Origin of the sequence: Rheinheimera pacifica (genome assembly GCF_024809855.1) — a bacterium.
Taxonomy (GTDB): domain Bacteria; phylum Pseudomonadota; class Gammaproteobacteria; order Enterobacterales; family Alteromonadaceae; genus Alishewanella; species Alishewanella pacifica_A.
In genome coordinates, this window is record NZ_JANUEM010000002.1 from 177,756 (window position 1) to 202,566 (window position 24,811).

Genomic DNA, 24,811 nt, shown 5'->3' on the forward strand with positions numbered 1-24,811 from the left:
TATGTCAAAAACCAAACTTATTGTTATTGGTGTAATCAGCTATTTAGTATTTACGTTGTTATTAACGCCAGCCAGCTGGTGGCTAAAGCTGGTGCCAATTCCGGCCCAATTACAATTGGGCACAGTGTCAGGCACTTTATGGCAGGGTGAAGTGGCCGGTCTACGTTATCAGCAATTGCAGTTTGACAACCTGCAGTGGTCATTAAGCCCCTGGCGCTTATTTACCGGCAAGCTGCAGTTTGAACTGCAAAGCGGTAGTGCACAAAACCCGGCCCAACCTTATGTAAAAGCGACTGCCAGTTATGGCTTTGGCGGTGGCGCTTTGCAAAACAGCCTGTTAAAGCTGCCGGTAGCGCAGCTGGTGCCTATGTTACCCTTGCCATTGCCGGTAGACGCCAGCGGCGAACTGGTGTTGGATGTAGCAGAATTTAGCCAGGGCCAGCCCTGGTGCAAGGCTTTAAATGGCCAGGCCAGCTGGCAGGATGCCCGCTTACAAACGCCAACCGGCACCTGGCTTGAGCTGCAAAGCCTGTTTGGTGAGTTAAGCTGTGCTGATGGCACTATAGTGCTGACAACCGACGGCGCTAACCGGCTGGGGCTGGATATTAAAGCGGTAATTAACGCGCAGCAACTGCTGGTAAACGGTACGCTAAAGCCCGAAGCCGATATGCCAGAAGAAGTGCATCAGGCGATGCAATTCCTCGGTAAACCCGATGCACAGGGCCGTTATCGGATCAGTTTCTAAGCTTTGATCTTATTGGTTTAACTGCGGTAGTTACGAATATCATCCAGCAGTACGGTGTAGTCGGTAATGGCCGGAAATTCAGTAATTTGCCGGCTTAATTGCTGGCTGTCGGGGTTGGCTACGGCCAGCAAGTGCTTAATACCAAAATCCTGTGCGGCTTTTAAAATTGGCAGGCTGTCGTCAACAAACAAGGTACGCTGCGGGTTAAAACAGAGCCGTTGCTGCAGTTTCTGCCACAGTGCCCAGTTTTCTTTGGTAACACCAAATTCGTGGGTAGAGATCAGTGTGTCGATATAACTGGCCAGCTCGGTACGCTCAATTTTAAGCGATAAACTATCCGGGTGGGCATTGGTTACCAGGGCTATCTGGCGGCTACTTTGTTTTAACGCGGTAAGAAATTCCGGCACATCGGCACGCATAGCAATTTTATGCATCACTTCGCGCTTTAACTCGTTAATCGGCAGTTGCAGGCGCTTACCCCAGTAATCCAGACAATACCATTCCAGCTTACCGGTAAGCTCGGCGTACTCGGCTTTTAATTGTGTTTCTGCATCAGCAACGGTAATACCGCTAATTTCGGCCCAGCGCTTAGGCAGGTGTTGCAGCCAGAAGTAATTGTCAAAGTGCAGATCCAGCAAAGTACCGTCCATATCCAGCAGCACGGTATCAATTTCAGCCCAGTTCAGCATAGGTTTTTCCTGTTAATCGTTTTATAGTAGCAGCATTGGATTGTACCAGAGGTGGCAGCATGGCGCAGCGGCAGGATGACAAACACAGCAGCAAGCAAAAACCTGAAATTTTAAGTACAGATATTGTTGCGCAAAGCCGCTTATTTAAAATTGAACAACTGGAATTGATGTTCAGTAATGGTGAGCAGCGCACCTACGAGCGTATGCGTGGTAGTGGCCGGGGTGCGGTAATGATTATTGCCTGCCCTGATGCAGAACATTTTTATCTGATCCGTGAGTATTGTGCCGGCACCCATGATTACCAGTTGGGCTTTCCAAAAGGTTTGATTGATCCGGGCGAAGATATACTCACTGCTGCAAACCGTGAGCTAAAAGAAGAAATTGGGTTTGGCGCGCAGCGTTTTGTACAACTGAAATCACTGGCCTTAGCCCCGGGCTATTTTAATGCTACAATGCATATAGTTCTGGCCTTTGATTTATATGCACAAAGCCTTGAAGGTGACGAACCCGAGCCACTTGAGCTGGTACCATGGGCGCGGAAAAACAGCGAAGCTCTGTTACAGCAGGCCGATTTTACTGAAGCCAGAAGTGTCGCCGCTCTGCTATTAGCGCAGCAATATTTGGAAGCAAACCCGGATGTTTTTAAGCAGACTGCTTGACCCTGTTAAATCTGCGGCCAGAGAAGCCGGCGCAGAGCTATGGCAGCTATATCAAAGCGGTGATTTTCAGCAACAGCAAAAGGCCGATTTAAGCCCGGTAACCTCAGCCGATCTGGCCGCCAACCGTATTATCATTAACCGTTTGTCTGAGCTGACCCCCAGTATCCCGATTATTTCAGAAGAATCCCACCTTATTCCGCTGGCACAGCGCCAGCACTGGCCTCGTTACTGGCTTATCGATCCTATGGATGGTACCCAGGAGTTTGTTGCAAAAAGCGGTGATTTTGCTGTCAGCATTGCGCTGGTTGAACATGGCTGGCCTGCGCTTGGTGTTATTTACTGGCCCAAAGAAGATATTATGTACTATGCCAGCCGGGGAAATGGTGCTTTTAAGCAACGGCGTAACCTGATTAACCGGATGCGGGTTAACCAGCATCAGGCCGGGCAAACCCTGAAAATAGCGGTTAGCCGGCGCCAGCCGTTGCAACCGATAGTCGATTTACTGCAAAGCCAGCACGATGTGGAATATATTGCCCTTGGCAGTTGTTCATTAAAAAGCTGTCTGGTGGCAGAAGGCAAAGCCGATTGTTATATGCGTCTGGGCCCTACCGGCGAGTGGGACACCGGTGCAGTGCATGTTATTGTTGAAGAAGCCGGCGGTAAAATTCTTGACAGTGAATTTACCCCATTAAGCTACAACCAGCGCGATACTTTGGCAAACCCTGACTTTATGGTGATGGGGCAAGCCAGCATTCCGTGGCCCAAATTAATTAAATCCCGACCTACCGAACGCAGCCTTACCGCCTGAAGCTGAAAGCTTTCGGTATGGGTTACAAAGGGTTGTAAAATACTAATTTGTAAAAACAACTGGGGCATCAAATCCAGAGCTGGCGCGGTTTTTAGCCAAATCAGCGCATTTTCAAGCTATCTTTTATGCTGGCAAAACGCTATTATGTAGCCGGGTTTTTGCACAGAAAAACAGCATATTGTGACAAAAATACCGAAAATTAAGTCCGCCAGAGACTGCACCCTTACCTACAGTACCCTTAGGAGTTACATCATGTCCGATATGGATCTGGGCCAATACGGCATCACAGATGTCACGGAAATCATTTATAACCCTTCGTATGATCAACTATTTGCGGAGGAAACCCGCAGTGATTTACAAGGCTATGAACAAGGCAAACTGACTACACTGGGCGCGGTTTCAGTTGATACCGGTATCTTTACCGGCCGTTCGCCAAAAGACAAATACATAGTACGCGACGACACTACGCGCGACACTGTGTGGTGGTCTGATCAAGGTAAAAACGACAACAAAGCAATTACACCTGCAGTATGGGCTGATCTGAAAGCGCTGGTAACCCGTCAGCTTTCTGGCAAGCGCTTGTTTGTTGTAGATACTTTCTGTGGCGCTAACGCCGATACCCGTTTAGCTGTGCGTTTTATTACCGAAGTGGCCTGGCAGGCGCATTTCGTTAAAAACATGTTTATCCGCCCGACGGATGCCGAGCTGAAAACTTACAAGCCAGATTTCATTGTTATGAACGGTGCCAAATGCACTAACCCGAACTGGCAGCAACAGGGCCTGAATTCAGAGAATTTTGTTGCCTTTAACCTGACTGAGCGTATTCAACTGATTGGCGGTACCTGGTACGGCGGTGAAATGAAAAAAGGTATGTTCTCGATGATGAACTACTTTTTACCGCTGCAGGGTATTGCTTCTATGCACTGCTCGGCTAATGTGGGTAAAGACGGCGATGTGGCGGTATTTTTTGGTTTATCCGGCACCGGTAAAACCACCTTGTCAACTGATCCCAAACGCCAGTTGATTGGCGATGACGAGCATGGCTGGGACGATGACGGCGTATTTAACTTTGAAGGTGGCTGTTACGCCAAAACCATTAACCTGTCGAAGGAAAACGAGCCGGATATCTACAACGCTATTCGCCGTGATGCCCTGCTGGAAAACGTAACCGTATCAGCTGACGGTGAAATTGATTTTAACGATAGCTCTAAAACTGAAAACACCCGGGTGTCTTACCCGATTTATCATATCGATAATATTGTTACCCCGGTGTCTAAAGCGGGCCACGCGAAAAAAGTGATTTTCTTAACTGCTGATGCTTTTGGTGTATTACCACCGGTATCTAAGTTAACCAAAGAGCAGGCTAAGTACCATTTCCTGTCGGGCTTTACTGCCAAGTTGGCCGGTACTGAGCGTGGTATTACTGAGCCCACCCCCACCTTCTCCAGTTGCTTTGGTGCGGCATTTTTAAGCCTGCATCCAACTAAGTACGCCGAGGTATTAGGCAAGCGTATGGCGGCATCGGGCGCCGAAGCTTATCTGGTTAATACCGGTTGGAATGGCAGCGGTAAGCGTATTTCCATTAAAGCCACGCGTGCCATTATTGATGCCATTTTAGATGGCAGCATTGAAAACACCGAGTTTGTGCAACTGCCATACTTTAATCTGGCCATGCCAACTGTGCTGCAAGGCGTGGATGATGTGTCGATTCTGGACCCGCGTAACACTTATGCTAATGCAGCAGAGTGGGAGCTGAAAGCGAAAGATTTAGCCAAACGTTTTGTCGATAACTTTGTTAAATTTACTGACAACGATGAAGGCAAAGCTTTAGTAGCTGCAGGCCCGCAGTTGTAGTTTTTTATAAATATCTATCTGGCCGCTTATGCGGCCTTTTTTTATACTGGCGCTTATGCTGTTGTCGCAAATATCCTGCTACTATGTGCAACAGTAATATCATTAGTAGTTTAGGGCTAGGTTTGCTAGGGTAACTAGTAAGTAAGCCCTATTTTGCAGTGCTTCATAATGTGGCGACAGAGGTAACCGATGTTAAGAAAAATTTCGATCCAGAAACGGCTGCTGGCCGCTTTCGGTGCGCTGGCACTGTTGCTGGCGGTAACAGGCTTATTTAGTTTGCAAAGTTTGTCTGCCGTGCGTACGCAGGCTGATTTATTAGAAACCAATATAATGCCATCTATCAATGCCGTACGCGATGTTGAAATCAACATTACCAGTGCCAGGGCGCTAACACTGCGGCTATTGCTGACGTTAGATATTCAGCAGGAGGGCCCTACTATTCAGGCTATTACTGACTTAAGAGAAGCAGTAAATAAAGCCGAAAAAGATTATGCAGTATTTATATACACACCGGAAGAGCGCAAGCTATACAACGATTTTGGCAGTGTTAAACAGCAATACTACGAGTTACAACAACGCGCGATAGAATTACTCTTAAAAGATGAGGTGGGTGCGGCAACCGATTTGCTGGATCAGATGAACCCATTAACAGACCAGATCAGCAGTATTTTACTGCAACTCACCGATTTGAATCAAAAAGCAGCGGATGATGGCAGGGCAAAGGCTATCGCAACCTATGATACTGCGATATGGGCGGTTAGTGTGCTTATTGTTATAGCTGTTATAACTGCGCTGCTCATTGCCATTTTTATCTCCCGCAGTATTAATCAGCCGCTGGCACAGGCGGTGGTATCTGCACAGTACATTGCCGATGGCGATCTCACCCAGCAAGTTGCGGTAGAAGGCAGTGATGAGCTGAGCCAGCTGGCTACAGCACTGGCGCAAATGCAGCAAAAGCTGCGTGATGCTATCAGCCATATTTCGAGTTCGTCCAGCCAACTGGCATCAGCGGCAGAAGAGCTGAATGTGGTTACCGATGAATCTGCCAAAGCACTGCAACTGCAAAATGATGAAGTACAACAAGCAGCAACTGCTATTACCGAAATGAGTTCTGCGGTAGATGAAGTAGCCGGTACGGCAATGAAAACCTCTGAAGCTTCATCGCAATCGGCTAATCTGGCCAAAGACGGTACGCAAAAAGTGGTACAAACCCGTAGCGTGATTGAGAAAATGAATGCCGATGTGCGCCAGAGCACTACTGTTATTAACACCCTGGCCGAGAAAGTATCCTCTATAAATCAAGTGTTGGAAGTTATCCGCAATGTAGCAGACCAAACTAACTTGCTGGCACTTAATGCTGCTATAGAAGCTGCGCGTGCCGGTGAGGCTGGCCGCGGTTTTGCCGTGGTAGCCGATGAAGTGCGCAGCCTGGCGCATCGCACTCAAACCTCTACCGGTGAAATTGAGCAGATGATTCAACAAGTGCAGTCATCCGCCAAAGAAGCGGTAAATGCGATGCAGTTGATCAGTGGCAATGCCGATAATGCGCAAAATGTTGTCAAAGCTGCTGCCGATGCGCTGGAGCTGATCGCCGAAAACATTATGGCTATCAGCGATCAAAACCATGTTATCGCCGGTGCTGCAGAAGAGCAGTCCAAAGTAGCGCGCGAAATAGACCGCAACATAGTGACTATCAGTGATTTAGCTGCCCAGACCGCAGCAGGTTCAAATCAAACCACCGCCAGTGCATCTGAACTGTCTCGTCTGGCTATTGAACTGAATACGCTGGTAAGTAAGTTTAAGGTGTAGCATTTTTGCAGTAATAAAACAGGCCGCAATTGCGGCCTGTTTTATAGCGTGAAGTGTTAGTTAGTCTTCCGACAGGTTCTTCATTTTGTGTTCCCAGCGGCGTTTGGCAAAGCGGCGCATATTCGGAATATCGTCGGTTTCATCCATAATGGGCTGGCCGATAATGGTTTCAATCACATCTTCCATTGTAACCAGGCCCAACCAAGTGCCGTATTCGTCGTACACTAAACACATATGCTGGCGTTCATGCATCAGTTGGGCCATCAACTGCTCGGCGCTCATTTTGTCTGAAATAACTTTAACCGGTTTCATTAAATCAGCTACGGTTTTCTGGTCAGTAATATTCAGCATATCGTAACGAAAGGCGATGCCCATCGGTGCCTCATCTTTATCCAGTACCGGGTAGCGTGAGAACTGGCCTACCTTAACGCGTTCAGCAAATTTCTCCAGTGTTTCCTCCGGGCTGGCGGTTTCGCACACGGTACGCGGTGTCATAATGTCGCGCACTTTTATATCGTGTAAATCAAGGATATTGGCGATAACACGCTGCTCGTCTTCGTCCAGCTTGTTTAACTCACGGCCGAGAACTGTCAGGGCTTTAATTTCCTGGCGTAAGTCATGCTCATGATGGCCACCACCAAACAGCTTCATGATTTGATCTGATAACCAGATAAATGGCTTTAACAGTGTAATCATGCCGTTAAGCATAAAAGGCAGTATAGGTGTCAGTTGCGGCCAGTAACGTGCACCTATGGTTTTAGGCATAATTTCTGACAGCACCAGAATAAGAATAGTCATTATCGCCGAAGCAATACCCAGATAACCGTCACCAAATACTACTGTAACCTGGGCACCTACTCCGGTAGCGCCTACAGTGTGGGCAACAGTGTTTAGCGTAAGAATAGCCGCCAATGGCTGATCTATCTTGTCTTTTAACACTTTGAGCTGTTCATACAGCTTAGGCCGGGTTAATTTTTGCTGGGCAATATAGCTTGGGGTTATCGATAGCAAGGCTGCTTCGAGAATAGAACAGATAAAGGATACAGCTATTGACAGAACGACAAAAGCAATTAAAAGGCTCATACAGGTTGGTTACAACACTCCGTTTTACTAAGACAGGAGCAGTATAAAGGTGATGCTACAAAAAAGCGAGCCACACAATAACAGTGTGGCTCGTATATCAGGCGCTATAAATATTGTTTATCGCTTTTATCGCAGTTATAAAATTACCTCCGCAGGAAGTTGATTTACAACACATTAGCTTTAAAAACGATGAATCACGCCCAGTTGTATTCCCCGAATAGAGGCATTGTCTACATCATAGTAGCTGGCAGCAACTTTCAACGACCAGTTTTGATCTAAACGCCACTGAAGCTGAGCTTCGACAAAAGGTATATTTTCGCTTTGTTGCAGCCTGGTATATTCTGTGCCGCCATCAAACCGGGTTTTACTCTCCATAACCCAATAACCGGCACGCAAACCAGGCGTCAGGCGTTCGGCAATAACAGTGGGTTGCCACAACAGGCTAAGCTCTACTCCACGACCAGATCTTGGAGTAATGGCTTTAAGTTGCTCTACGGATGTGGTGGAAGCCAGCCCGGTAAAATCAGTATCAATAGAACCCAAGTCTAACCAGCCAAACTCTATTGCCACATTTGAGGTGATCTGCGTACCTGCGTAGAGACGAATTCCGCTACGGTTATCGTTATCCAATACAGCTTGGCCCGTAATACCAGACTGGTTCAGGCGGCTGGTTAGTTCGGCACTGCTGGTATCGCTGTTTACATACAGGCCATCGGCTCCAAGGTATACAGATTGCGCTGATACGCTAAGTGGTAACACCGCTGCTACAAGCCATAATTTACGTTGCCGCAGTGCTGCAATAGCTGCTAAAACCAGTGCTGACAAAGCGCCGAAACTACCACCCGACCTGGCTTTTACTTCTTTTGGCGGAACAGGAACCACTGGCTCAACAGCAACTGCCAACACACCCGGATCCCGGATTAAATTATTTGCCTGACCGTCATCGTCATTCGGGCCGCCATCTTCTATAGTTAGACGGATACAGGCATGGCCTGCCGTTAAACCGCTACTCCATATATCAGAAGATACACCAGGACACTGACCCAGCGCATCGCGGGCTGAACTGTCAATTTTGTTTGCCGCATCGACTACAAAGTTTTGCCATTGGCCGTTGATATATTTACGCCATACCGAATTTGCCGGGATAGTGGAGCCCGCAGGCAGCGGAATAGCGATAGATACCGCTTCTCCGGGGATTTCCAGGCCGGTTATATCAAAGTTTATGACCAGACCTAACTGATTGAAATCCGGATCAGCCAATGTTTGATCAGTCACTGCTATACCAAACTGGCCAGATCCCCATGACTGCTCTTCGGTTATTGTTCCCAGAGTTAACTGGTATTGATTTGCCACTTCAGCATACAGCTTTTGAGAGGCTTCAGACTGACAACTGCCAACTCTGTTGTTTTGGGTGGCATTCGGGCATAAAGGTATACGGTTTGGTGTAGCAGCAAAGGCATTTTCCGAAGCCGGGATAGCAGAAATGCCGGCACAGCTCTCAAATGGGCAGCTGGCCACTACACGTAGTGCTAGCTCGTACTTTCCTTCCCGGCCATCAGCTGATTCAGCATTAACTGTAATGGTATAACGACCTGCAGCCAGATTTACCGGATCAAAACTTGCCGATGTATCCCCGGTCTGTAGGTCCAGATCACCTGAGGCAGCCCAGCTATAGGTAGCAGCAACAGCATTCAGCTCGCTGGCTGATAACGTTACCGGGCCATCATTTTGTGTTACCACATAAGTAGCCAGTTCATTCTGCACAGCGGTCACTTTCAACGCCAGAGCTGGTATGGCTTGCTGCACGACCAAATCATGCACAGACGGTGTTCCCAGGTGTGCATTAGTGATCCCGGTAGATTGCAGGGTGATCCGTGCCGTTGTGTTGGTTGCAGTAACTTCATAAGTGCGGCGTAACTGATGCTGCGCAGCCAGTTCAATTTTCTGGGTGGTCATGCTAGCGCCATCTGTAACCACCGTAGCGATAACAGGATATTCAATCGGTTCATCGCTTAACCAAACCCGTAAGGTAGATTTAACATCTTGCTGCACCGGCTGCCGGCTTGAAGTAAACGCCAGATAAGGCAGTACATCGAATGTTACCTGTAGCAATTCTCCGGACACTGCATCGATAAACTCCAGCGTATAACGTCCGGTGCGGTTGGCACTGAATAAGTAGCTGCCATCTTCCTGAACGGTCAGTAAAGCGTCTGCATCTGTTTGCTCCAGTACGCTTTCAGTACCAGAGCGTAACAATGAAACCTGAGACAGATTTTTGCTGCCTGCACCGCCAACAAAACGGAAACTGACAACGGCATTACTGACAAGCGGTTCAGCAGAGCCTTTCTCTATGCTGGTATTTGGATAAACGTTAACCGTAATCGCGCAATCGGCTCTTAATACTGCCGTTATAATCTGGTTTCCAGATAAAGCCGCTGCACAATTATCACTGCTGGACAGCCTGACAATGTCATCAGCGTTTGTCAGGCTTAAGTTAATAGTTGCTGCACTGCCATAAGGCACCTGCTGGCTGGCCGGGCTAATGCTGGCTTCACCGGTTACGGTAGCTGTTACTGTAACCAAAGCTGCGGTGTATGAAGCTGTAAATGTCATATTCTGCGCAGGCATTGTAGCAGGTACTACTGGTGACCAACCGGTAAAGGCATGGCCTTCCTTCGTAGGATCTGCAGGTGCAGTAATCGCCCTGCCGAAATTGGCAGTAATAGGTGCAATAGCAGAGCCACCGGCGCTGTCAAAGGTCAGGGTGTATTGGTTTACAACCCATTGTGCGTACAGGGTTGTGTTTACTGCTGGCATAACGAAACTGCCGGCGGCACTGTACATTGTTCCTGAACCGTTAGCAGCTGTATTCCAGCCGGTAAAGCTGTGGCCGGTATGATCCGGTGCTGCTGGCAGTGTTACGTTGGCACCGGCTGTCGTTTCTATATTTGCTACGGCAGTGCCGCCCTGGCTGTTAAAGCTCAGGGTAGCAGGAACAGCATCTGATTTTTCAACAGTGACATTAATAACGATAGTTGCGCTGGTGTTACCGTCTTCATCGGTTACCTGCAGGCCAATAGCTCTGGTTGAATGATCACCTGGAGCCAGAGATGGATCTGCACCGGCCTGATATGTCAGCGTTCTTAATACTGTCTGGTAATCTGCCAGTGAAGCCATACCACTCAGTGCCAGTATTCCGCTTGCACTGTCATAGGACGCAGTAATACCTGTAATGCTTTGTACCGCCAGAGTGTCAGTGCTGATAAAGCCGCTTTCTACCGACACAACAGCAGACAGCAGGTTATTGCTGTCTGAATCGAAAATTTCCAGCATATTATCCAGAGTTACAGCCGCACCCTGTACCTGAGCAGTTGCAGTCGTCTGGCTTAAACTAATTGCCGGAGTAGGTAAAGAGAATACTACCAGGCTACTGGCTGCCTGGCCTGCCACATAAAGATGGCGGTTTAATGGGTCGGTACTCATGCCGGAAGGACCATCCAAACCGGTTACACCATTGGTAAGGTTCTTTACCGCAGTCGCCAGCGTTAATAAACCGGTAGAAGCATTGCGCTCAAACACAGTAACCGCATCGTCGGTAATTGCACTCGCCAGCACATAGCGGCCATCCGGGCTTACTGCAAGACTGCGCGCACCTGTAAGCGAATCAACACCATCCACTCCATTCATCATTTTACTCAGATAGGTCAACTCACCCGAGGTGTTATTGATACTGAATATCGCTACTGAATTCTCACCCTGCCCGGAAATATAAAGGTGTTGTCCGTCTGGTGAGCGTTTAGCTGATGAGGCAGCCTGAAGCCCATCCACACCATCAACGCCGTCTTTATAAACTGCTACCTGAGTTAACGCACCGGTATTCGCATTTCTGCTAAACAGGGTAACCGCGTGATCGGCCGTGGATGTAACATACACAAACTGACCGTCAGCACTGGTAACAATGTTTTTAATCGGGCTGGTTGTGTTACTAAATAATTGACCCAACGCGTGGTCATTGACGTTGTCTTTATAATCATGCAATACAGTCAATGCACCTGTGGTCTGATCACGGTTAAATACCACCAGTCCATTTGCATTTGGATAGCCACCGACACCATACACATGTTTGTTATCCGGGCTGACACTGACAGAAACAAAACCGCTGGAGCCGCCGATATTCGTAACTTCGCCTACCTTAGTGAGTGCTCCTGTTGTTATATCGCGAGAAAAAGTATGTATAGCTTGGCCGGTAGGAGAGGCCGCATAGACATTTTTATTGTCGCTGCTGACATCAACGCTGAATGCAGCAGGAATACCTGTATTCTTACTTCGATATGTCAACGTGCCGGTGACCAAATCACGTTCGAAAACGCTGACAGCACTTGAGCTGGTAGAGGCTGTATAAATAAAACGGCCATCCTGGCTTACCGCAACGTCGCTAACAGCGTTCAATGAGGTATCAATATTGGCCTGAGTTTCAATGTAGTTGACGGCATCTGCAGACACAGGGTTACTTAGCAAAGTAAAACTAAAAAGCAGGAACGAAAATAAAATAGTACTAAACCATTTGGGGCTGGCATTGCTCATGCAAGTTTCCGTTTACAAAGGATGATATATTTTCATCAGAAATAGCATAGGTTTTTCCGGGAGGGAACAGAAATAGAGCTTAATACATTGGAAATTATAAAAATTTATTCTTTACATAAAGTAATTAATGGGCTGTAAATCTAAAAATATCATTGCCATAACAATATTATATTATCTTCCTATTTTCTATTTTGGGTGCAGGCCGCATTTGCGGCCTGCTTGTGGGAAGGCTTAATAAATTAAATTAATCTGATATATTGCCGTGGTGCCGCTCACTTCATTACCGATAATCAGCAGCGGTTTACCGTTAGGTGAGTTTTCTGCACTAACAAAAGTAATGCCTTCAGGCCCCAAATCTCCGGCATTTGCCAGTGTAGTGCCGGGATCGGCTGTCGTCCAGTCTTCACGGGTATTGAGGTAATCAACAAAAACAGGGGCTGTAGGTGTACTGATATCAAATACCATTATGCCGCCCATGCGCTCTAAGCCAACAAAAGCGAAGGTTTTCTCACCAAAGCTGCCAATAGCCAGCGCTTCCGGCTCAGGCCCTTTGTTATCGCTGCGGTTACCAAAGCTGCTACCGGCGCTGTGGTTAGAGTTAAAATAGTCAGCACAGGCAATATCGCGGGCACTGCCAAGCTTGCACTCGCTACTTGCCAGATACTGTTCAAAGAAATCGCCTGAATCCCATACCAGTTCACCAGTGGCAGACCAGATGGCAAAAGAGCGGCCACCATAGGCATATACCTGGTCGTACATCAGGCGGTCACCGTTTTCGTCTTCAACGCCGTTGCTGTTAAACAGCACCGGATTGCCGTTGGCGTCTTTACGATAACCATCGGTCCAGGCCACGGTTAAACGGCCCAGCACATCATCTTCACGGCAGTTACCAGGTTCACCCGGTTCTGCACCGCAATAGGCAAATACTTCCGGGTTGAGCAAAGCACCTGCCGCCAGACTAATAAGCTGTGGCGGCATGTCTTCGCCGACACGACGGGCAAAACCGCTTTTATGGAACAGGTGCTTAAAGCGGATTTCTTCAACAAAACCCTGGCTGGCATCGCCATTCCAGTATGCCGGGTTGGTTTCTCCCCAGGCACGGGCATCGCCTTCATTGGCGGTCACAATATAGGTAGCGTCGTCCACGGTGTAACTGGCGATAGTATCTGGCTGGTACATACCTACCAAACCCGGCCACAGCGCAATATTTATCTCGCTTTGTGTATCGCTGGCAGCAATGCCATTGCCATCAATGCCATGATCTTTATAGCCAAGTGGCAGAATATCAGTAATGGTTGCTGAGACAATATCCAGTACGGCCAGAGCATTGTTCTCCTGCAAGCTAACCCAGGCCGTTTTGCTATCGGCTGACACGGTTATGTATTCTGGCTCTAAATCCTGCGCTACGCTGGCGTTGGGGCCGAAAATACGTACACCAGCAGTTTTTAGCTCGGCTTTTTTACTATTAAAAGTGCGGAAATCGGCTGTGGCAGCAAACAATACATCAGGGTTGCTAACATTGATTATACTGACAGAACCTTCGGGGTCTATTTGGTAGTCGTCGCTGGGTTCGCCTTCGTTGGCTACCAGTATATAGTTGCCATCGGGGGTAAAGGTCAGCATATCTGGCAGGGCGCCTACCTCAATACTGTCGCGCAGGCTCAGATCTGCGGCGTTATATACCGCAACAAAACCACGGTCTGTTTTCGGGGCACTTTCAATGGCCAGCGCCACCAGGCCATTATGCACCGCTACGCTGTTAACTACGGCATGTTCTGCTATTGCTGTGGCGCTGATGCTATCAAGATATACCGGGTTTTGCGGGTCAATCAGGTACAGCACATCCACTACACCAGATTGCGCATTAACTACAAAAGCGCGTTGGCTATCCGGGTCGTAAGCGGTAATTTCAGCGGCACTAACCAGATACTCGCCACTACTGTGGCGGCCTAACAAACTTAAGCTTAATGTTGCAGGTGTTTGCACTACAGGTTCAGTGACAACAGGTTCCGTGTTATCAGATGAATTACAGGCAGTAAGCACTGCCAGTGCCAGTGCGCTTAACAGATAACGGGTTTTCATTATGGCTTGTTTCCTAAGGGGTAGAATACTAGCCCTTTAACATAAACAAGAAAAATGAAAGCGTTATGGCAGTTTTATGTCGTAATTATGACGTTTGGCTGTGTTCCTGCTGCAAAAATAACTGCTTTGGCATCAGGTTAATGCTTTCATGTAGTTCAGAATACACAATCACAGTTTCGCCACTTTTTAGCTGGTGTTTTACCGCAGCGACTTTTTCTGCCATTGTTATTTCGTGCTCGCCATAATCGGTGCCTTCGCGCAGTACATAGTATTCAATCAGGTTGTTTAGCGTATCTTCAGCGATGTCGGTATAGGGAATAATCATATGGCTAACTGCTCAATAATAAATTGGGGAATACGCTGGTTTAACCAGAATCTGGGTTTTAACAGGCTGCCATAAACAAAACCGACATGGCCGCCACCGCTGGTTAGCTCGTAGTGAATATGCGGGCTTAATTCACCAGCTTTGGGGATCACATCATCGCTTAAAAATGGGTCATCTTTGGCATGAATAATCAGTGTGGGTACGCAAATATGGCGTAAAAATGCTTTGCCACTGGCTTTCTGGTAGTAATCCTCTGCGTTTAAAAAGCCGTGAATAGGTGCGGTGTAGTATTCATCAAACTGCTCAATGCTGCTAAAACGCTTTACCTGCTGTGGCGTTAGCGGCAGCGGAAAATCGGCAAATTGTTTCAGTTTGCGTAAAGTGCTGTGCTTTAACCGCCCCAGCAAATAGCGCTGATATAACTTACTGCTGCCGGTATTAATGCGCTTAGCACAGGCCGACAGCGATAGCGGCGGGCACACAGCAACGGCGGCTGATAGCGGGTTTTGCCCGGCCTGCTCGCCGCAGTATTTCAGCAATACATTGCCCCCCAGCGAATAACCTACCGCCACCAATGGCCGGTTCGGGTAACGGCGCTTAACTTCTGTTATCACCAGTGCTGTATCGGCAGTATCGCCACTATGATAAGCGCGGGGCAGTTTATTCGGTTTGCCGTTACAACCACGAAAATGCAGCAATACCGCTGTCCAGCCAAGCGTATGGCATTGGGCCAGCATTGCCTGAATATAATGGCTGTTAATATCACCGGCTAAACCGTGCAGTAAAATAATTATGGGGGTATTGTTGCTGCCGGTTTTACTATGTAGCCAGTTTAGCTGTACTTCATCGCCATCTGGCAGGGATATTGTTTCTGCTTCAGTGTTCAGCCGGTGTTTCGGGCTTAAATATTTGGCAAAAATGGTTTGCAGATGCGCATGTTTCAGCCACCAGGCAGGCTGAAACGGTGTATGGCTTACTGGTCTGATCTGGTCTTGCAAAGTAGCGTATCCTGATAAACAATAAGTGAGTTTTTACTGCAGGCGCAGCATTATGGATCGGCGGCAATTTATTTTATCTGGCATAGCCTTAGGTACTGCCACCAGCTTAGGTATCGGTAGCTTAAGTTGGCAGCGCAGCCTGCAGCAGCATAATGATAACCGCGACCTGGTACTGTCTGCTTTATTACCTGCGTTATTGTACGGTGCTTTGCCACAGGATGCGACTTTAGCTGCCACTGAAATTAACCGCACTAAAACTGCCATTTCTGACTTTATGCCGTTTTTGCCACAGCGCCAGCAGCAGGAGTTGCATCAACTATTTAACCTGCTGGCCAACCGGGTTACGCAGCTGGCATTAACCGGCCATATTACTGCCTTAGCACAGCTTTCGATAAGCCAACGGTTGCAGTTGCTAAACCAGTGGCGCGACAGCTACCTGTGCTTATTGCAGCAAGCCTACCATGGCCTGCGTGAACTGTTGTTCGGTGCCTATTACGGCCAGAGTGAGCACTGGCAAGCGCTGGATTATAGCGCGCCAAGGTTTAGATAAGTTTGACAGATGGCACGACAAGTTGTGACAAGGTGTTCTTACGTAGCAGCGGCAGGGATGCCGCGGAGGCTGAGACAGCACAGGGACGTGCTGTCGAAGGCGGCGAAGTGAGAATTTCCTTGTCGCAACTATTGCAGCAGATTAGTGAGATAAATACATGATGACTCGCCATCTTGATGCCAGCCAGTTTACGCAAAACCGGCAGTTTGCAGCGGATATCGTTATTGTCGGCTCTGGCGCCGGCGGCGGTATTGCTGCAGAACAACTGGCACAGGCTGGTTTTAAGGTACTGCTGTTAGAAGAAGGGGCGTACTACAGCCGCGATGATTTTGTTATGCAAGAGCGCTGGGCTTATCCTCAGTTGTATCAGGAAGGGGCTGCGCGTAAAACCCGCGATCAGGCCATCGGTATTTTACAGGGTCGTACCGTCGGCGGTTCTACCACGGTAAACTGGACGACATCAATTCGTACACCAAAGCCAACATTAGACTACTGGCATGCTGAGTTTGGTGTCAATTTTAGTGGGGCTGATGATCTAACCTCTTATTTTGCGATGGCAGAGCAGCGGCTGAATATTCAGCCCTGGCCGGTGCCGCCCAATGCTAATAACGCCAAACTGCAGCAAGGCTGCCAAAAGCTGGGCTGGCAGTACACGGTAATTAACCGCAACGTTAATGGTTGTGCCAATTTAGGTTATTGCGGTATGGGCTGCCCGATTAACGCCAAACAATCGATGCTGGTAAGTACCATTCCGGCGGCGATGGCGCTTGGCGCCACACTGATATCGCGTATTTCGGTACGTAAACTTCACTGGCAGGGCGATAGCATAACGGGGCTGGATGCCGTGCCGGTAGATCAATATTTTCAGCCGCGCAGCGATGTCCGTATTTGCATTAAAGCGAAACATTATATTGTTGCCGCTGGTGCCATTGGTTCACCGGCGTTATTGCTACGTTCAAAGGTACCCAATCCGTCCGGCCGCTTAGGCAAGCATACGTATTTACACCCGACAGTGATTTCCGGTGCTTTGTTTGAAGAGGCTATTAACGGCCACAGCGGTGCGCCGCAATCAATATACTCTGATCAGTTTGTCTGGCCGGATAACAGCGATAAAGCCGGGTATAAACTGGAAGTGCCGCCGCTGCACCCGGTGTTAATGGCAACCAAGTTAACAGGCACCGGCGGGCAGCATGCCGCGCTGATGCAGCAATTTAACCATTTACAGGTCACTATAGCGCTGCTGCGCGATGGTTTTCACCCGCAAAGCCAGGGTGGTACGGTGCAATTAGATGCAGCACAGCAACCGGTGCTGGATTACCCGATCAGCGATTATCTGTGGCAGGGTATGCGCCAGGCGTTGCTATCGATGGCTGAGCTGCAATTTGCTGCCGGGGCTAAAAAGGTACTGCCAATACATCACGATGCCAACCTGTATAACAACTGGGGCGAAGCAAAGCGCGCTATATTGGCGTTGCCAATGCAGGCGCTTAAGCAAACAGTAGTATCAGCCCATGTAATGGGCGGTTGTAATATGAGTGCCAGCGTGGCCAACGGCGTGGTAAACCAAAATGGCCGCCATCATCAACTGCACAACTTGTCGGTATTCGACGGCTCTATCCTGCCAACCAGCCTGGGGGCGAACCCGCAACTGACTATTTACGCTTTGGTATGGCGCAATTGCCAGCAGTTAATTAAAGAGCTTAAGATGGAAAAAATTTAAATTAGCTGCAGCAAACTTTAATGGCAAAACTTTATGAAAACAGTTACTGCATTATTGATAGTTTTAAGCAGCTTTGCGCTGCAGGCGGCCACAGTAAATTGCACTAACCCTGATCTGGAAATTAGCTGCAGCGAGGGGCGTTGTTATGCTACTGCGGCAGGAGATTTCACACCAATGAGCCTGGCATTTACCAGCAACGGCTCTGTTAGTGCCTGCGCCTATGCCGGCTGTTGGGAAGGCGAGGGTAAAGCAGCAGGCGACAGCCGTTACCTGAGTATTATTGCCCGCGATCTGCCCTTTACACCCAATGTAAACCCGCAGCCAAATCTGGAGGATGTCGTAATACTGTGGGACAGACAAGACAATATCGCCCTGTTGAAATTGGCCGGTTATGCTCAGCCCATGCAATGCCGGATACTGCAGTAAGAATATTAGCTTTATTTTATGTAAACCGGCCTGTACCACCTGATATCCTTGCCGAACCATGCTAAGGTTTAACTAATTCTCTGTTGTAGTAGTTTCGCAGTGTTATGAATACTGACAGTTACAAAGCTCTTAGCCAGTATATTGATTTACTGCTGGATGCCATCTGCGTAGTGGACAAAGATGGCCGGTTTGAATTTGTCAGCGCAGGAGCTGAACGTATTTTTGGTTATACCCCACAGGAAATGCTGGGGCGGCCAATGATTGAACTGGTACACCCGGATGACAGAGCCCGCACCTTGCAAACGGCCAGTGAAATAAATGCCGGTGCGGTAAAAGTAGATTTTGAAAACCGCTATATCCGCAAAGATGGCCAGACAGTGTATTTGCTGTGGTCAGCCCGTTGGTCAGAGACAGATAAACGCCGCGTGGCAGTAGCACGTGATATTACCCGCAGCAAAAAAATTGAAGCGCGCCAGGCAGCAATTTACGCTATTTCAGAAGCTGCCTTTGCCAGCGACGACTTACCAGCGTTATATCGCAGCATTCAGTATATTATTGCTGGCTTAATACCCATATGCCGTTTTGCTATCGTATTGCCAGGTGCAAACGGCGGGCAATTGGATTTTGCCTATGACTCGCTACTGCAAGCAAGTGCAGTAGCCTCAGGTTTTGATATTTTGGCATTATGTGCTGAGGTGGTCAGGCGTTCAGAAACTGTGCTGCTTACCGGTGATAATAAAGCGGACCTGCCGGCAAAATTACAGCAGTTGGTAGCCGGTGCCGCAATAAACTGGCTTGGTGTGCCGTTAAAATCACACACGGCTGTTATGGGCGCTCTAATGGTGCAAAACAGTGCAGACGCCCCCCGTTACAGTAATAGTGAAATGGAGTTACTCGAATTTGTTTCCGTACAGGTGGCGGTAGCCATAGAGCGTAAACAAATGCTGGACCGGCTGCACCGCAATGCTCTGTATGATCAGTTAACGCAATTACCAAACCGTGAACTGTTTTACGACAGGCTGCAGCTGGCGCTGACAACGGCTGAACGTGAGCAAAGCCAGTTTGCGTTGTTATATCTGGACTTAGATAAGTTTAAACAGATTAATGATAATTACGGCCATCATATTGGTGATGAATTACTGCAGCATACCGCCCAGCGGATACTATGTTGCTTACGTAGCAGCGACACCGTAGCCCGCTTTGGTGGCGATGAGTTTGTTATCTTATTGCAGCAAATAGATAATGAAGATTTGGCTTTGCTACTGGCAGAGAAAATCCGCCAGGCGCTAAACCTGCCCTTTAATGTATCTGGTAACGCCCTGCAGGTGTTACCCAGTGTTGGTGTGGCGTTGTATCCACAACACAGCAAAGAAGTACAAACATTAATACTCAGCGCCGACAATGCCATGTATCTGGCAAAAAAAGCCGGCGGCAACAGAATCATGTTAAGTGAAGCTACAGCAGTAAAACACCGGGTTTCTGCGCCCTCTGCGCCCGTTTAAGCCAACATTGCCAGTGCTACAGCCTCAGCTACTTTAATACCATCTATACCGGCCGACAAAATACCACCAGCGTAACCGGCACCTTCGCCGGCAGGGTACAGGCCTTTGATATTAATGCTTTGGTAATCCGCGCCACGTTTAATGCAAATGGGTGACGAGGTACGGGTTTCTACGCCGGTTAGTAAACCATCAGCTTTGGCAAAGCCTTTAATTTGTTGATCAAATGCCGGTATGGCTTCACGCATAGCGGTAACGGCAAAATCCGGCAGCAACTGGGCTAAATCCGTCAGGGTGATATTGGGTGTATAAGACGGCTTAACTTCGCCAAGCCCGGTAGAGGGTTTACCGGCCAGAAAATCGCCAATCAGCTGGGCCGGGGCGTGGTAGTTCTCTCCGCCGAGTTTAAATGCCTGCTGCTCCAGCTTACGCTGTAATGCTATACCTGCCAGCGGGTGGCCGGGGTAGTCACGCTCCGGGTCTATACCCACTACAATAGCGCTGTTGGCATTGCGTTCGTGGCGTGAATATTGGCTCATGCCGTTGGTAACCACGCCGCCGGGCTCTGACGCAGCGGCTACCACAGTACCGCCGGGGCACATACAAAAACTGTAAACGCTGCGGCCATTGCTGCAATGGTGTACTAATTTATAATCGGCGGCGCCTAAAATCGGGTTACCGGCGTTAGGGCCAAAGCGGCACTCGTCAATCATTGACTGCTCATGTTCAATACGAAAGCCGATAGAGAACGGTTTGGCTTCTACATACACGCCTTTGTCATACAGCATCTGAAACGTATCGCGTGCGCTGTGGCCTACCGCCAGCACCACGTGCTTACTGTACAACTTCTCACCGGTAGACAGTGTTAAGCCGGTTAACTGGCCATCTTCAATATGCAAGTCGTCTACCCGGCTGCTAAAGCGAATTTCTCCGCCCAGCGCAATAATTTCTGCCCGCATTTTTTCTACCATCGCCACCAGCTTAAAAGTACCGATATGCGGTTTGCTAACATACATAATCTCGTCTGGCGCACCGGCGGCAACAAATTCGCTCATTACTTTGCGGCCATAATGTTTCGGGTCTTTTACCTGGCTGTACAGCTTGCCATCGGAAAAAGTACCGGCGCCGCCTTCACCATACTGTACGTTTGATTCGGGGTTTAATTCTTTATCGCGCCAAAAACCAAAGGTGTCTTTAGTACGCTCACGTACTTCTTTGCCGCGCTCTAAAATAATGGGTTTAAAGCCCATTTGTGCCAGTAACAAACCGGCAAATAAACCACAAGGGCCCAGGCCGATCACAACAGGGCGCTCGCTTAACGTGGCCGGAGCCTGAGCGACAAACTTGTAGCGGGTATCTGGCGCTGGTTTGACATGCTGATCTTTGGCAAATGTTGCCAGCAGTGCTGCTTCGTTATCTACCTCGATATCCAGGGTGTAAATAAGCTGGATATCGGTTTTTTTGCGTGCGTCAAAACCGCGCTTAAACACATGAACGCTAAGCAGTTGCTCTGGTTTTAGCTTAAGTTTGGCCACAATAGCGGCATTAATGGCATTTTCATCATGGTTTAACGGCAGTTTTATTTCGGTCAGGCGCAGCATAGGGGTTCCAAATCGGTGTCATTGCTGCGCAGCAACAAGCGGGCAGCTCACAAGATAGCGGCTATTTTACGCCAAGCCTGAGGCATTGTCCGTATTCGTTTTAAAACTGACGGACTTTTCAGCGAGAACCTGACTACTCTAAGCTAACCGTTGCAGGCCAGGATGCTGACAAATTCGCCGGGAGCGAATTTGAACAGCTCTGCTGATCCATAGGATAAACTTCATGGATGAAGTTTATAATCGAGCCCCAGGGATGGGTTCACGGCGTGTTAGCGTGAGTTGTCAGGTTCGTGCCCCATAGCAGCTGATAGTTTGTTTTTTTCCAGCGCTGCAGTATGATCGCCAGCCTGAAACATTAGGAACCAATACACTATGGCCTTTGTGGTGCTGGATAACTGTATAAAATGCAAATACACCGACTGCGTAGCGGTATGTCCGGTAGATGCATTTTTTGAGGGGCCTAATTTTTTGGCTATCGATCCGGTTATTTGCATTGATTGCGGCCTATGTGAGCCGGAATGTCCGGCCAATGCCATAGTGCAGCAAGACAAGGTGCCGGCAGAGCAGCACGGTTTTATTCAGTTAAATGCCGAACTGGCCGCGCTGTGGCCAAATATCCGCGAAGTAAAACCAGCACCAGCAGATGCCGATAGCTGGAATGGTGTACCGGATAAACTGCAGTATCTCGATGTAGGCTAATGTTGCACTTTATTTATTGTCTGGCTGCTCGTGCCCAACCTTATACATAAAGTACACGGCGTAAAAAATACATAAGCCAATCACAATAGCCAAACCGGTAAAAGAGATAAAAATTACCGGATCGTTTAAAAATTCCTGCCACAGGTTCATAACCTTGCCCTCTTGCTGTGTTGTTATGGCAAGTGTAGGTAAAGCTATAACTCGCTCAGCTGATATAGATCAAAGATCAGCCGCCGTGTTGGTTTAAGCGTTGGTAAGTTTGACGCAGATCAATTATTTGCGCGGCCAGCATAGCGCTGTCGGCGTTGTTATCAGCTTTAAGCTGGGCCAAATACAGCTCCAGCAGCGGGGAGGCTTGCTTGCTTAGCGGCGGGCAGTGTTGCAGCAGTAGTTGCTGTTCTAACTGTTCCAGTGTCAGTTCAGCCTGCAACAAAGCCTGTTTTAAGCTTTGCTGTTGTGCCGGTGTTATCGCGGCAATAGCGGTATTTTTACGTAGTGCGCGCAATGGCTTGGTAAACTGTGCACTAAAGTTGTTTAGCTGGGCTGCCAGTTGCTGCAGCTCAGCGGCGCTTAAACTACGTTGCTGCCGCTCTAAGTAGCACAGTAACAGCAGCAGGTTTACATTTGCGCCAAGCTCGTCCTGCCATTGCAGGCACAGCGGTTTAACCTGCGGATACAACTGCAGGCTAAACTGCCACAACTTGTCTGGCGTAATGGTTTCAGGCATTTTTTCTGCCGCTATTAAGCATTACTGCTCCAGAACTGCTCAGTTTTTTGCTCCAGTTCGTCCTGGGCCATAAACCAGTCTTCTTCTGTGCTGTTTAAGCTGCTGCTGGCCGCGGCCTGTTTTGCCAGCAGTTCTGTTAGCTCGGCCTTACGTTTGGCGTCGTAGATATCCGGATCGGCCATTTTCTGCTCAATGGCTGCCAGCTCGTTGGTCAGCTTTTCTTGCTGTTGTTCCAGTTTTTCTATTTTTTGCTTTATCGGGCGTAGCAAATTACGTAGCTCGGCTTCCAGCCGTTTTTGGTCTTTACGTACCACGTTGCTGCTAACAGTAGCCTCAGCCTGGGCGGCATTGGCTGCTTGCCGGGCGTCTTGTTGCAGCCATTGGTAATAGTCGGCTAAATCGCCGTCAAACGGTGCTACACGGCCATTCGCAACTAAATAAAACTCGTCGGTACAGCTGCTAAGCAGGTGGCGGTCGTGCGATACGATAACAATAGCGCCTTCAAATTCCTGCAGCGCCATAACGATAGCTTCACGCATATCTAAATCAAGGTGGTTGGTTGGTTCATCCAACAGCAACAGGTTGGGGCGTTGGTAAACAATAAGCGCTAGTACTAAACGGGCTTTTTCACCGCCGGAAAATGGTGCACAGGCTTCCAGCGCTTTATCGCCGTGAAAGCCAAAACCGCCTAAAAAGTCGCGCAACTTTTGCTCGGGCACCAACGGGTCTAACCGCACCAGATGCTGCAGTGGTGAATCCTGCGGCCGCAGTGTTTCCAACTGATGCTGGGCAAAATAGCCCAGACTTACGCCATTGGCATACCATACTTCACCGCTTTGCGGTGCCATACCACCAGACAAAAGCTTAATTAGCGTAGATTTACCGGCACCGTTGCGGCCAAGTAAACCAATGCGGCTGCCGGGCAGTAGCTGAAATTTAATCTGGCTTAAAATAATTTTGTCGGCATAACCGGCCTGCACATTTTCCATTTTTATTAATGGATTAGGCAGTGCTTTGGGTTCGCGAAAACTAAAGCTGAATGGCGAATCTACATGCGCCGGTGCCAGTATGGTCATGCGCTCCAGCGCTTTAATACGGCTTTGTGCCTGCCGCGCTTTGGTGGCTTGGGCTTTAAAACGGTCGATAAACTTTTGCAGGTGCGCCACCTGGCGCTGCTGTTTGTCAAAGTTTGCCTGATGCTGCGATAACTGCTCGGCGCGCTGGCGCTCGAACTGGCTGTAGTTACCTTTATATAAGGTCAGGGTCTGGCGTTCTATGTGCACAATATTGTCGGTTACCGCATCGAGAAAATCGCGGTCGTGGCTGATTAGCAGCAAGGTACCCTGATAGTTACTCAGATATTTTTCCAGCCACAATACGGCGTCTAAATCGAGGTGGTTGGTCGGTTCATCCAGTAACAGCAGTTCGGCGCGTTGCATTAACGCCCGCGCCAGGTTTAACCGCATACGCCAGCCACCTGAGAATGATTTTACTGCCTGCTGCTGTGCTTCACCGCTAAAACCAAGGCCGTCGAGCAAAATACCGGCTTTGGCTTCTGCACGGTAGCCGTCTAAGGCTTCAATTTGCAGGTGTATTGCGGCTAGATCACTTTCGCTGCAACCGGTACGCACTTTTAACAATAACGGAAACAGTTGCTCGTCGCCTTGCAGTACATAATCCATGGCGCTGCAGTCAAGCGCTGGTGTTTCCTGGGCTACGGTAGAAATATGCCAGCTGGCCGGAATGCTGACAGAGCCTGCGTCGGCGTGCAGTTTATTTTGCAGTAAGGCAAACAAGCTGGATTTACCACAGCCGTTTGCGCCGACAATTCCCACCTTTTGCCCCGGAAATACGGTAAGATCGGCGCCCTGAAACAAACACTGAATACCACGGCGCAATTCGACCTGTTGCAGTTGGATCATGTTTTTTCCTGTGTACTGAATTGGGTTGCTA

Annotated in this window: 20 protein-coding genes; 10 read left to right on the top strand and 10 right to left on the bottom strand. The window is 48.7% G+C overall.

Annotated elements, in window-relative coordinates; genetic code table 11:
• Window position 1 precedes the first annotated feature (1 nt).
• Window positions 2-745, top strand: coding sequence for a type II secretion system protein N (locus M2404_RS03760; RefSeq protein ID WP_259238393.1), 744 nt, complete (start codon window positions 2-4; stop codon window positions 743-745).
• A 17-nt stretch (window positions 746-762) separates the two neighbouring features.
• On the opposite strand, the gene yrfG is transcribed toward M2404_RS03760, so the two are convergent.
• Complete coding sequence (gene yrfG, locus M2404_RS03765; RefSeq protein WP_259238394.1) at window positions 763-1,434, bottom strand: GMP/IMP nucleotidase; 672 nt, start codon at window positions 1,432-1,434, stop codon at window positions 763-765.
• 59 nt (window positions 1,435-1,493) lie between these two features.
• Here yrfG and nudE point away from each other — a divergent pair, with 59 nt between their 5' ends.
• The 4 genes from nudE to M2404_RS03785 all read left to right on the top strand — a co-directional run bounded on the left by nudE (window position 1,494) and on the right by M2404_RS03785 (window position 6,564).
• Window positions 1,494-2,093 carry an ADP compounds hydrolase NudE gene (gene nudE, locus M2404_RS03770; RefSeq protein ID WP_259238395.1) on the top strand — a complete coding sequence of 200 codons (600 nt, stop codon included), beginning with the start codon at window positions 1,494-1,496 and terminating at the stop codon, window positions 2,091-2,093.
• A complete protein-coding gene (gene cysQ, locus M2404_RS03775) occupies window positions 2,071-2,901 on the top strand; it encodes a 3'(2'),5'-bisphosphate nucleotidase CysQ (RefSeq protein WP_259238396.1) in 831 nt (276 codons plus the stop codon). Before nudE ends, cysQ begins: the two co-directional genes overlap by 23 nt.
• 252 nt (window positions 2,902-3,153) lie before the next feature.
• On the top strand, window positions 3,154-4,755 hold the full coding sequence (gene pckA, locus M2404_RS03780; RefSeq protein ID WP_259238397.1) for a phosphoenolpyruvate carboxykinase (ATP): 1,602 nt from the start codon (window positions 3,154-3,156) through the stop codon (window positions 4,753-4,755).
• Window positions 4,756-4,944: 189 nt separating this feature from the next.
• Window positions 4,945-6,564, top strand: a complete 1,620-nt coding sequence (locus tag M2404_RS03785; protein WP_259238398.1) for a methyl-accepting chemotaxis protein — start codon at window positions 4,945-4,947, stop codon at window positions 6,562-6,564.
• A gap of 60 nt (window positions 6,565-6,624) precedes the next feature.
• Here M2404_RS03785 and M2404_RS03790 read toward each other — a convergent pair whose 3' ends face one another.
• From M2404_RS03790 to M2404_RS03810, 5 genes are all read right to left on the bottom strand, one after another.
• Window positions 6,625-7,647 carry a CNNM domain-containing protein gene (locus M2404_RS03790; protein ID WP_259238399.1) on the bottom strand — a complete coding sequence of 341 codons (1,023 nt, stop codon included), beginning with the start codon at window positions 7,645-7,647 and terminating at the stop codon, window positions 6,625-6,627.
• Window positions 7,648-7,827: 180 nt separating this feature from the next.
• Window positions 7,828-12,231: a beta-propeller fold lactonase family protein gene (locus tag M2404_RS03795; protein ID WP_259238400.1), complete on the bottom strand. Its 4,404-nt coding sequence runs from the start codon at window positions 12,229-12,231 to the stop codon at window positions 7,828-7,830.
• A gap of 231 nt (window positions 12,232-12,462) precedes the next feature.
• The gene (locus M2404_RS03800) at window positions 12,463-14,313 is read right to left on the bottom strand and encodes a choice-of-anchor I family protein (protein WP_259238401.1); all 1,851 of its coding nucleotides are present in this window, start codon (window positions 14,311-14,313) and stop codon (window positions 12,463-12,465) included.
• Window positions 14,314-14,398: 85 nt separating this feature from the next.
• Window positions 14,399-14,638 carry a YheU family protein gene (locus M2404_RS03805; protein ID WP_259238402.1) on the bottom strand — a complete coding sequence of 80 codons (240 nt, stop codon included), beginning with the start codon at window positions 14,636-14,638 and terminating at the stop codon, window positions 14,399-14,401.
• Window positions 14,635-15,636: a hydrolase gene (locus M2404_RS03810; RefSeq protein ID WP_259238403.1), complete on the bottom strand. Its 1,002-nt coding sequence runs from the start codon at window positions 15,634-15,636 to the stop codon at window positions 14,635-14,637. Before M2404_RS03810 ends, M2404_RS03805 begins: the two co-directional genes overlap by 4 nt.
• A gap of 52 nt (window positions 15,637-15,688) precedes the next feature.
• Here M2404_RS03810 and M2404_RS03815 point away from each other — a divergent pair, with 52 nt between their 5' ends.
• The 4 genes from M2404_RS03815 to M2404_RS03830 all read left to right on the top strand — a co-directional run bounded on the left by M2404_RS03815 (window position 15,689) and on the right by M2404_RS03830 (window position 19,834).
• Entirely contained in the window at window positions 15,689-16,186 is a 498-nt protein-coding gene (locus M2404_RS03815) for a hypothetical protein (protein ID WP_259238404.1), read from the top strand.
• A 157-nt stretch (window positions 16,187-16,343) separates the two neighbouring features.
• Window positions 16,344-17,906, top strand: coding sequence for a GMC family oxidoreductase (locus tag M2404_RS03820; protein WP_259238405.1), 1,563 nt, complete (start codon window positions 16,344-16,346; stop codon window positions 17,904-17,906).
• Window positions 17,907-17,939: 33 nt separating this feature from the next.
• On the top strand, window positions 17,940-18,332 hold the full coding sequence (locus M2404_RS03825) for a hypothetical protein (RefSeq protein ID WP_259238406.1): 393 nt from the start codon (window positions 17,940-17,942) through the stop codon (window positions 18,330-18,332).
• Window positions 18,333-18,436: 104 nt separating this feature from the next.
• A complete protein-coding gene (locus tag M2404_RS03830) occupies window positions 18,437-19,834 on the top strand; it encodes a sensor domain-containing protein (RefSeq protein ID WP_259238407.1) in 1,398 nt (465 codons plus the stop codon).
• On the opposite strand, the gene M2404_RS03835 is transcribed toward M2404_RS03830, so the two are convergent.
• Window positions 19,831-21,432, bottom strand: coding sequence for an NAD(P)/FAD-dependent oxidoreductase (locus M2404_RS03835; protein ID WP_259238408.1), 1,602 nt, complete (start codon window positions 21,430-21,432; stop codon window positions 19,831-19,833). The two genes, M2404_RS03830 and M2404_RS03835, sit on opposite strands and share 4 nt — an antisense overlap.
• A 372-nt stretch (window positions 21,433-21,804) precedes the next feature.
• On the opposite strand from M2404_RS03835, the gene fdxA reads away from it, so the two are divergent.
• Entirely contained in the window at window positions 21,805-22,131 is a 327-nt protein-coding gene (gene fdxA / locus M2404_RS03840; protein WP_215398658.1) for a ferredoxin FdxA, read from the top strand.
• A 9-nt stretch (window positions 22,132-22,140) separates the two neighbouring features.
• Here the strand turns inward: fdxA and M2404_RS03845 are convergent, their stop codons facing one another.
• The 3 genes from M2404_RS03845 to M2404_RS03855 form a co-directional block, all read right to left on the bottom strand.
• Window positions 22,141-22,281, bottom strand: a complete 141-nt coding sequence (locus M2404_RS03845; RefSeq protein ID WP_215398657.1) for a DUF3149 domain-containing protein — start codon at window positions 22,279-22,281, stop codon at window positions 22,141-22,143.
• A gap of 76 nt (window positions 22,282-22,357) precedes the next feature.
• The gene (locus M2404_RS03850) at window positions 22,358-22,858 is read right to left on the bottom strand and encodes a TIGR02444 family protein (RefSeq protein WP_259238409.1); all 501 of its coding nucleotides are present in this window, start codon (window positions 22,856-22,858) and stop codon (window positions 22,358-22,360) included.
• Between the two features lie 14 nt (window positions 22,859-22,872).
• On the bottom strand, window positions 22,873-24,780 hold the full coding sequence (locus tag M2404_RS03855) for an ABC transporter ATP-binding protein (RefSeq protein ID WP_259238410.1): 1,908 nt from the start codon (window positions 24,778-24,780) through the stop codon (window positions 22,873-22,875).
• Window positions 24,781-24,811 lie beyond the last annotated feature (31 nt).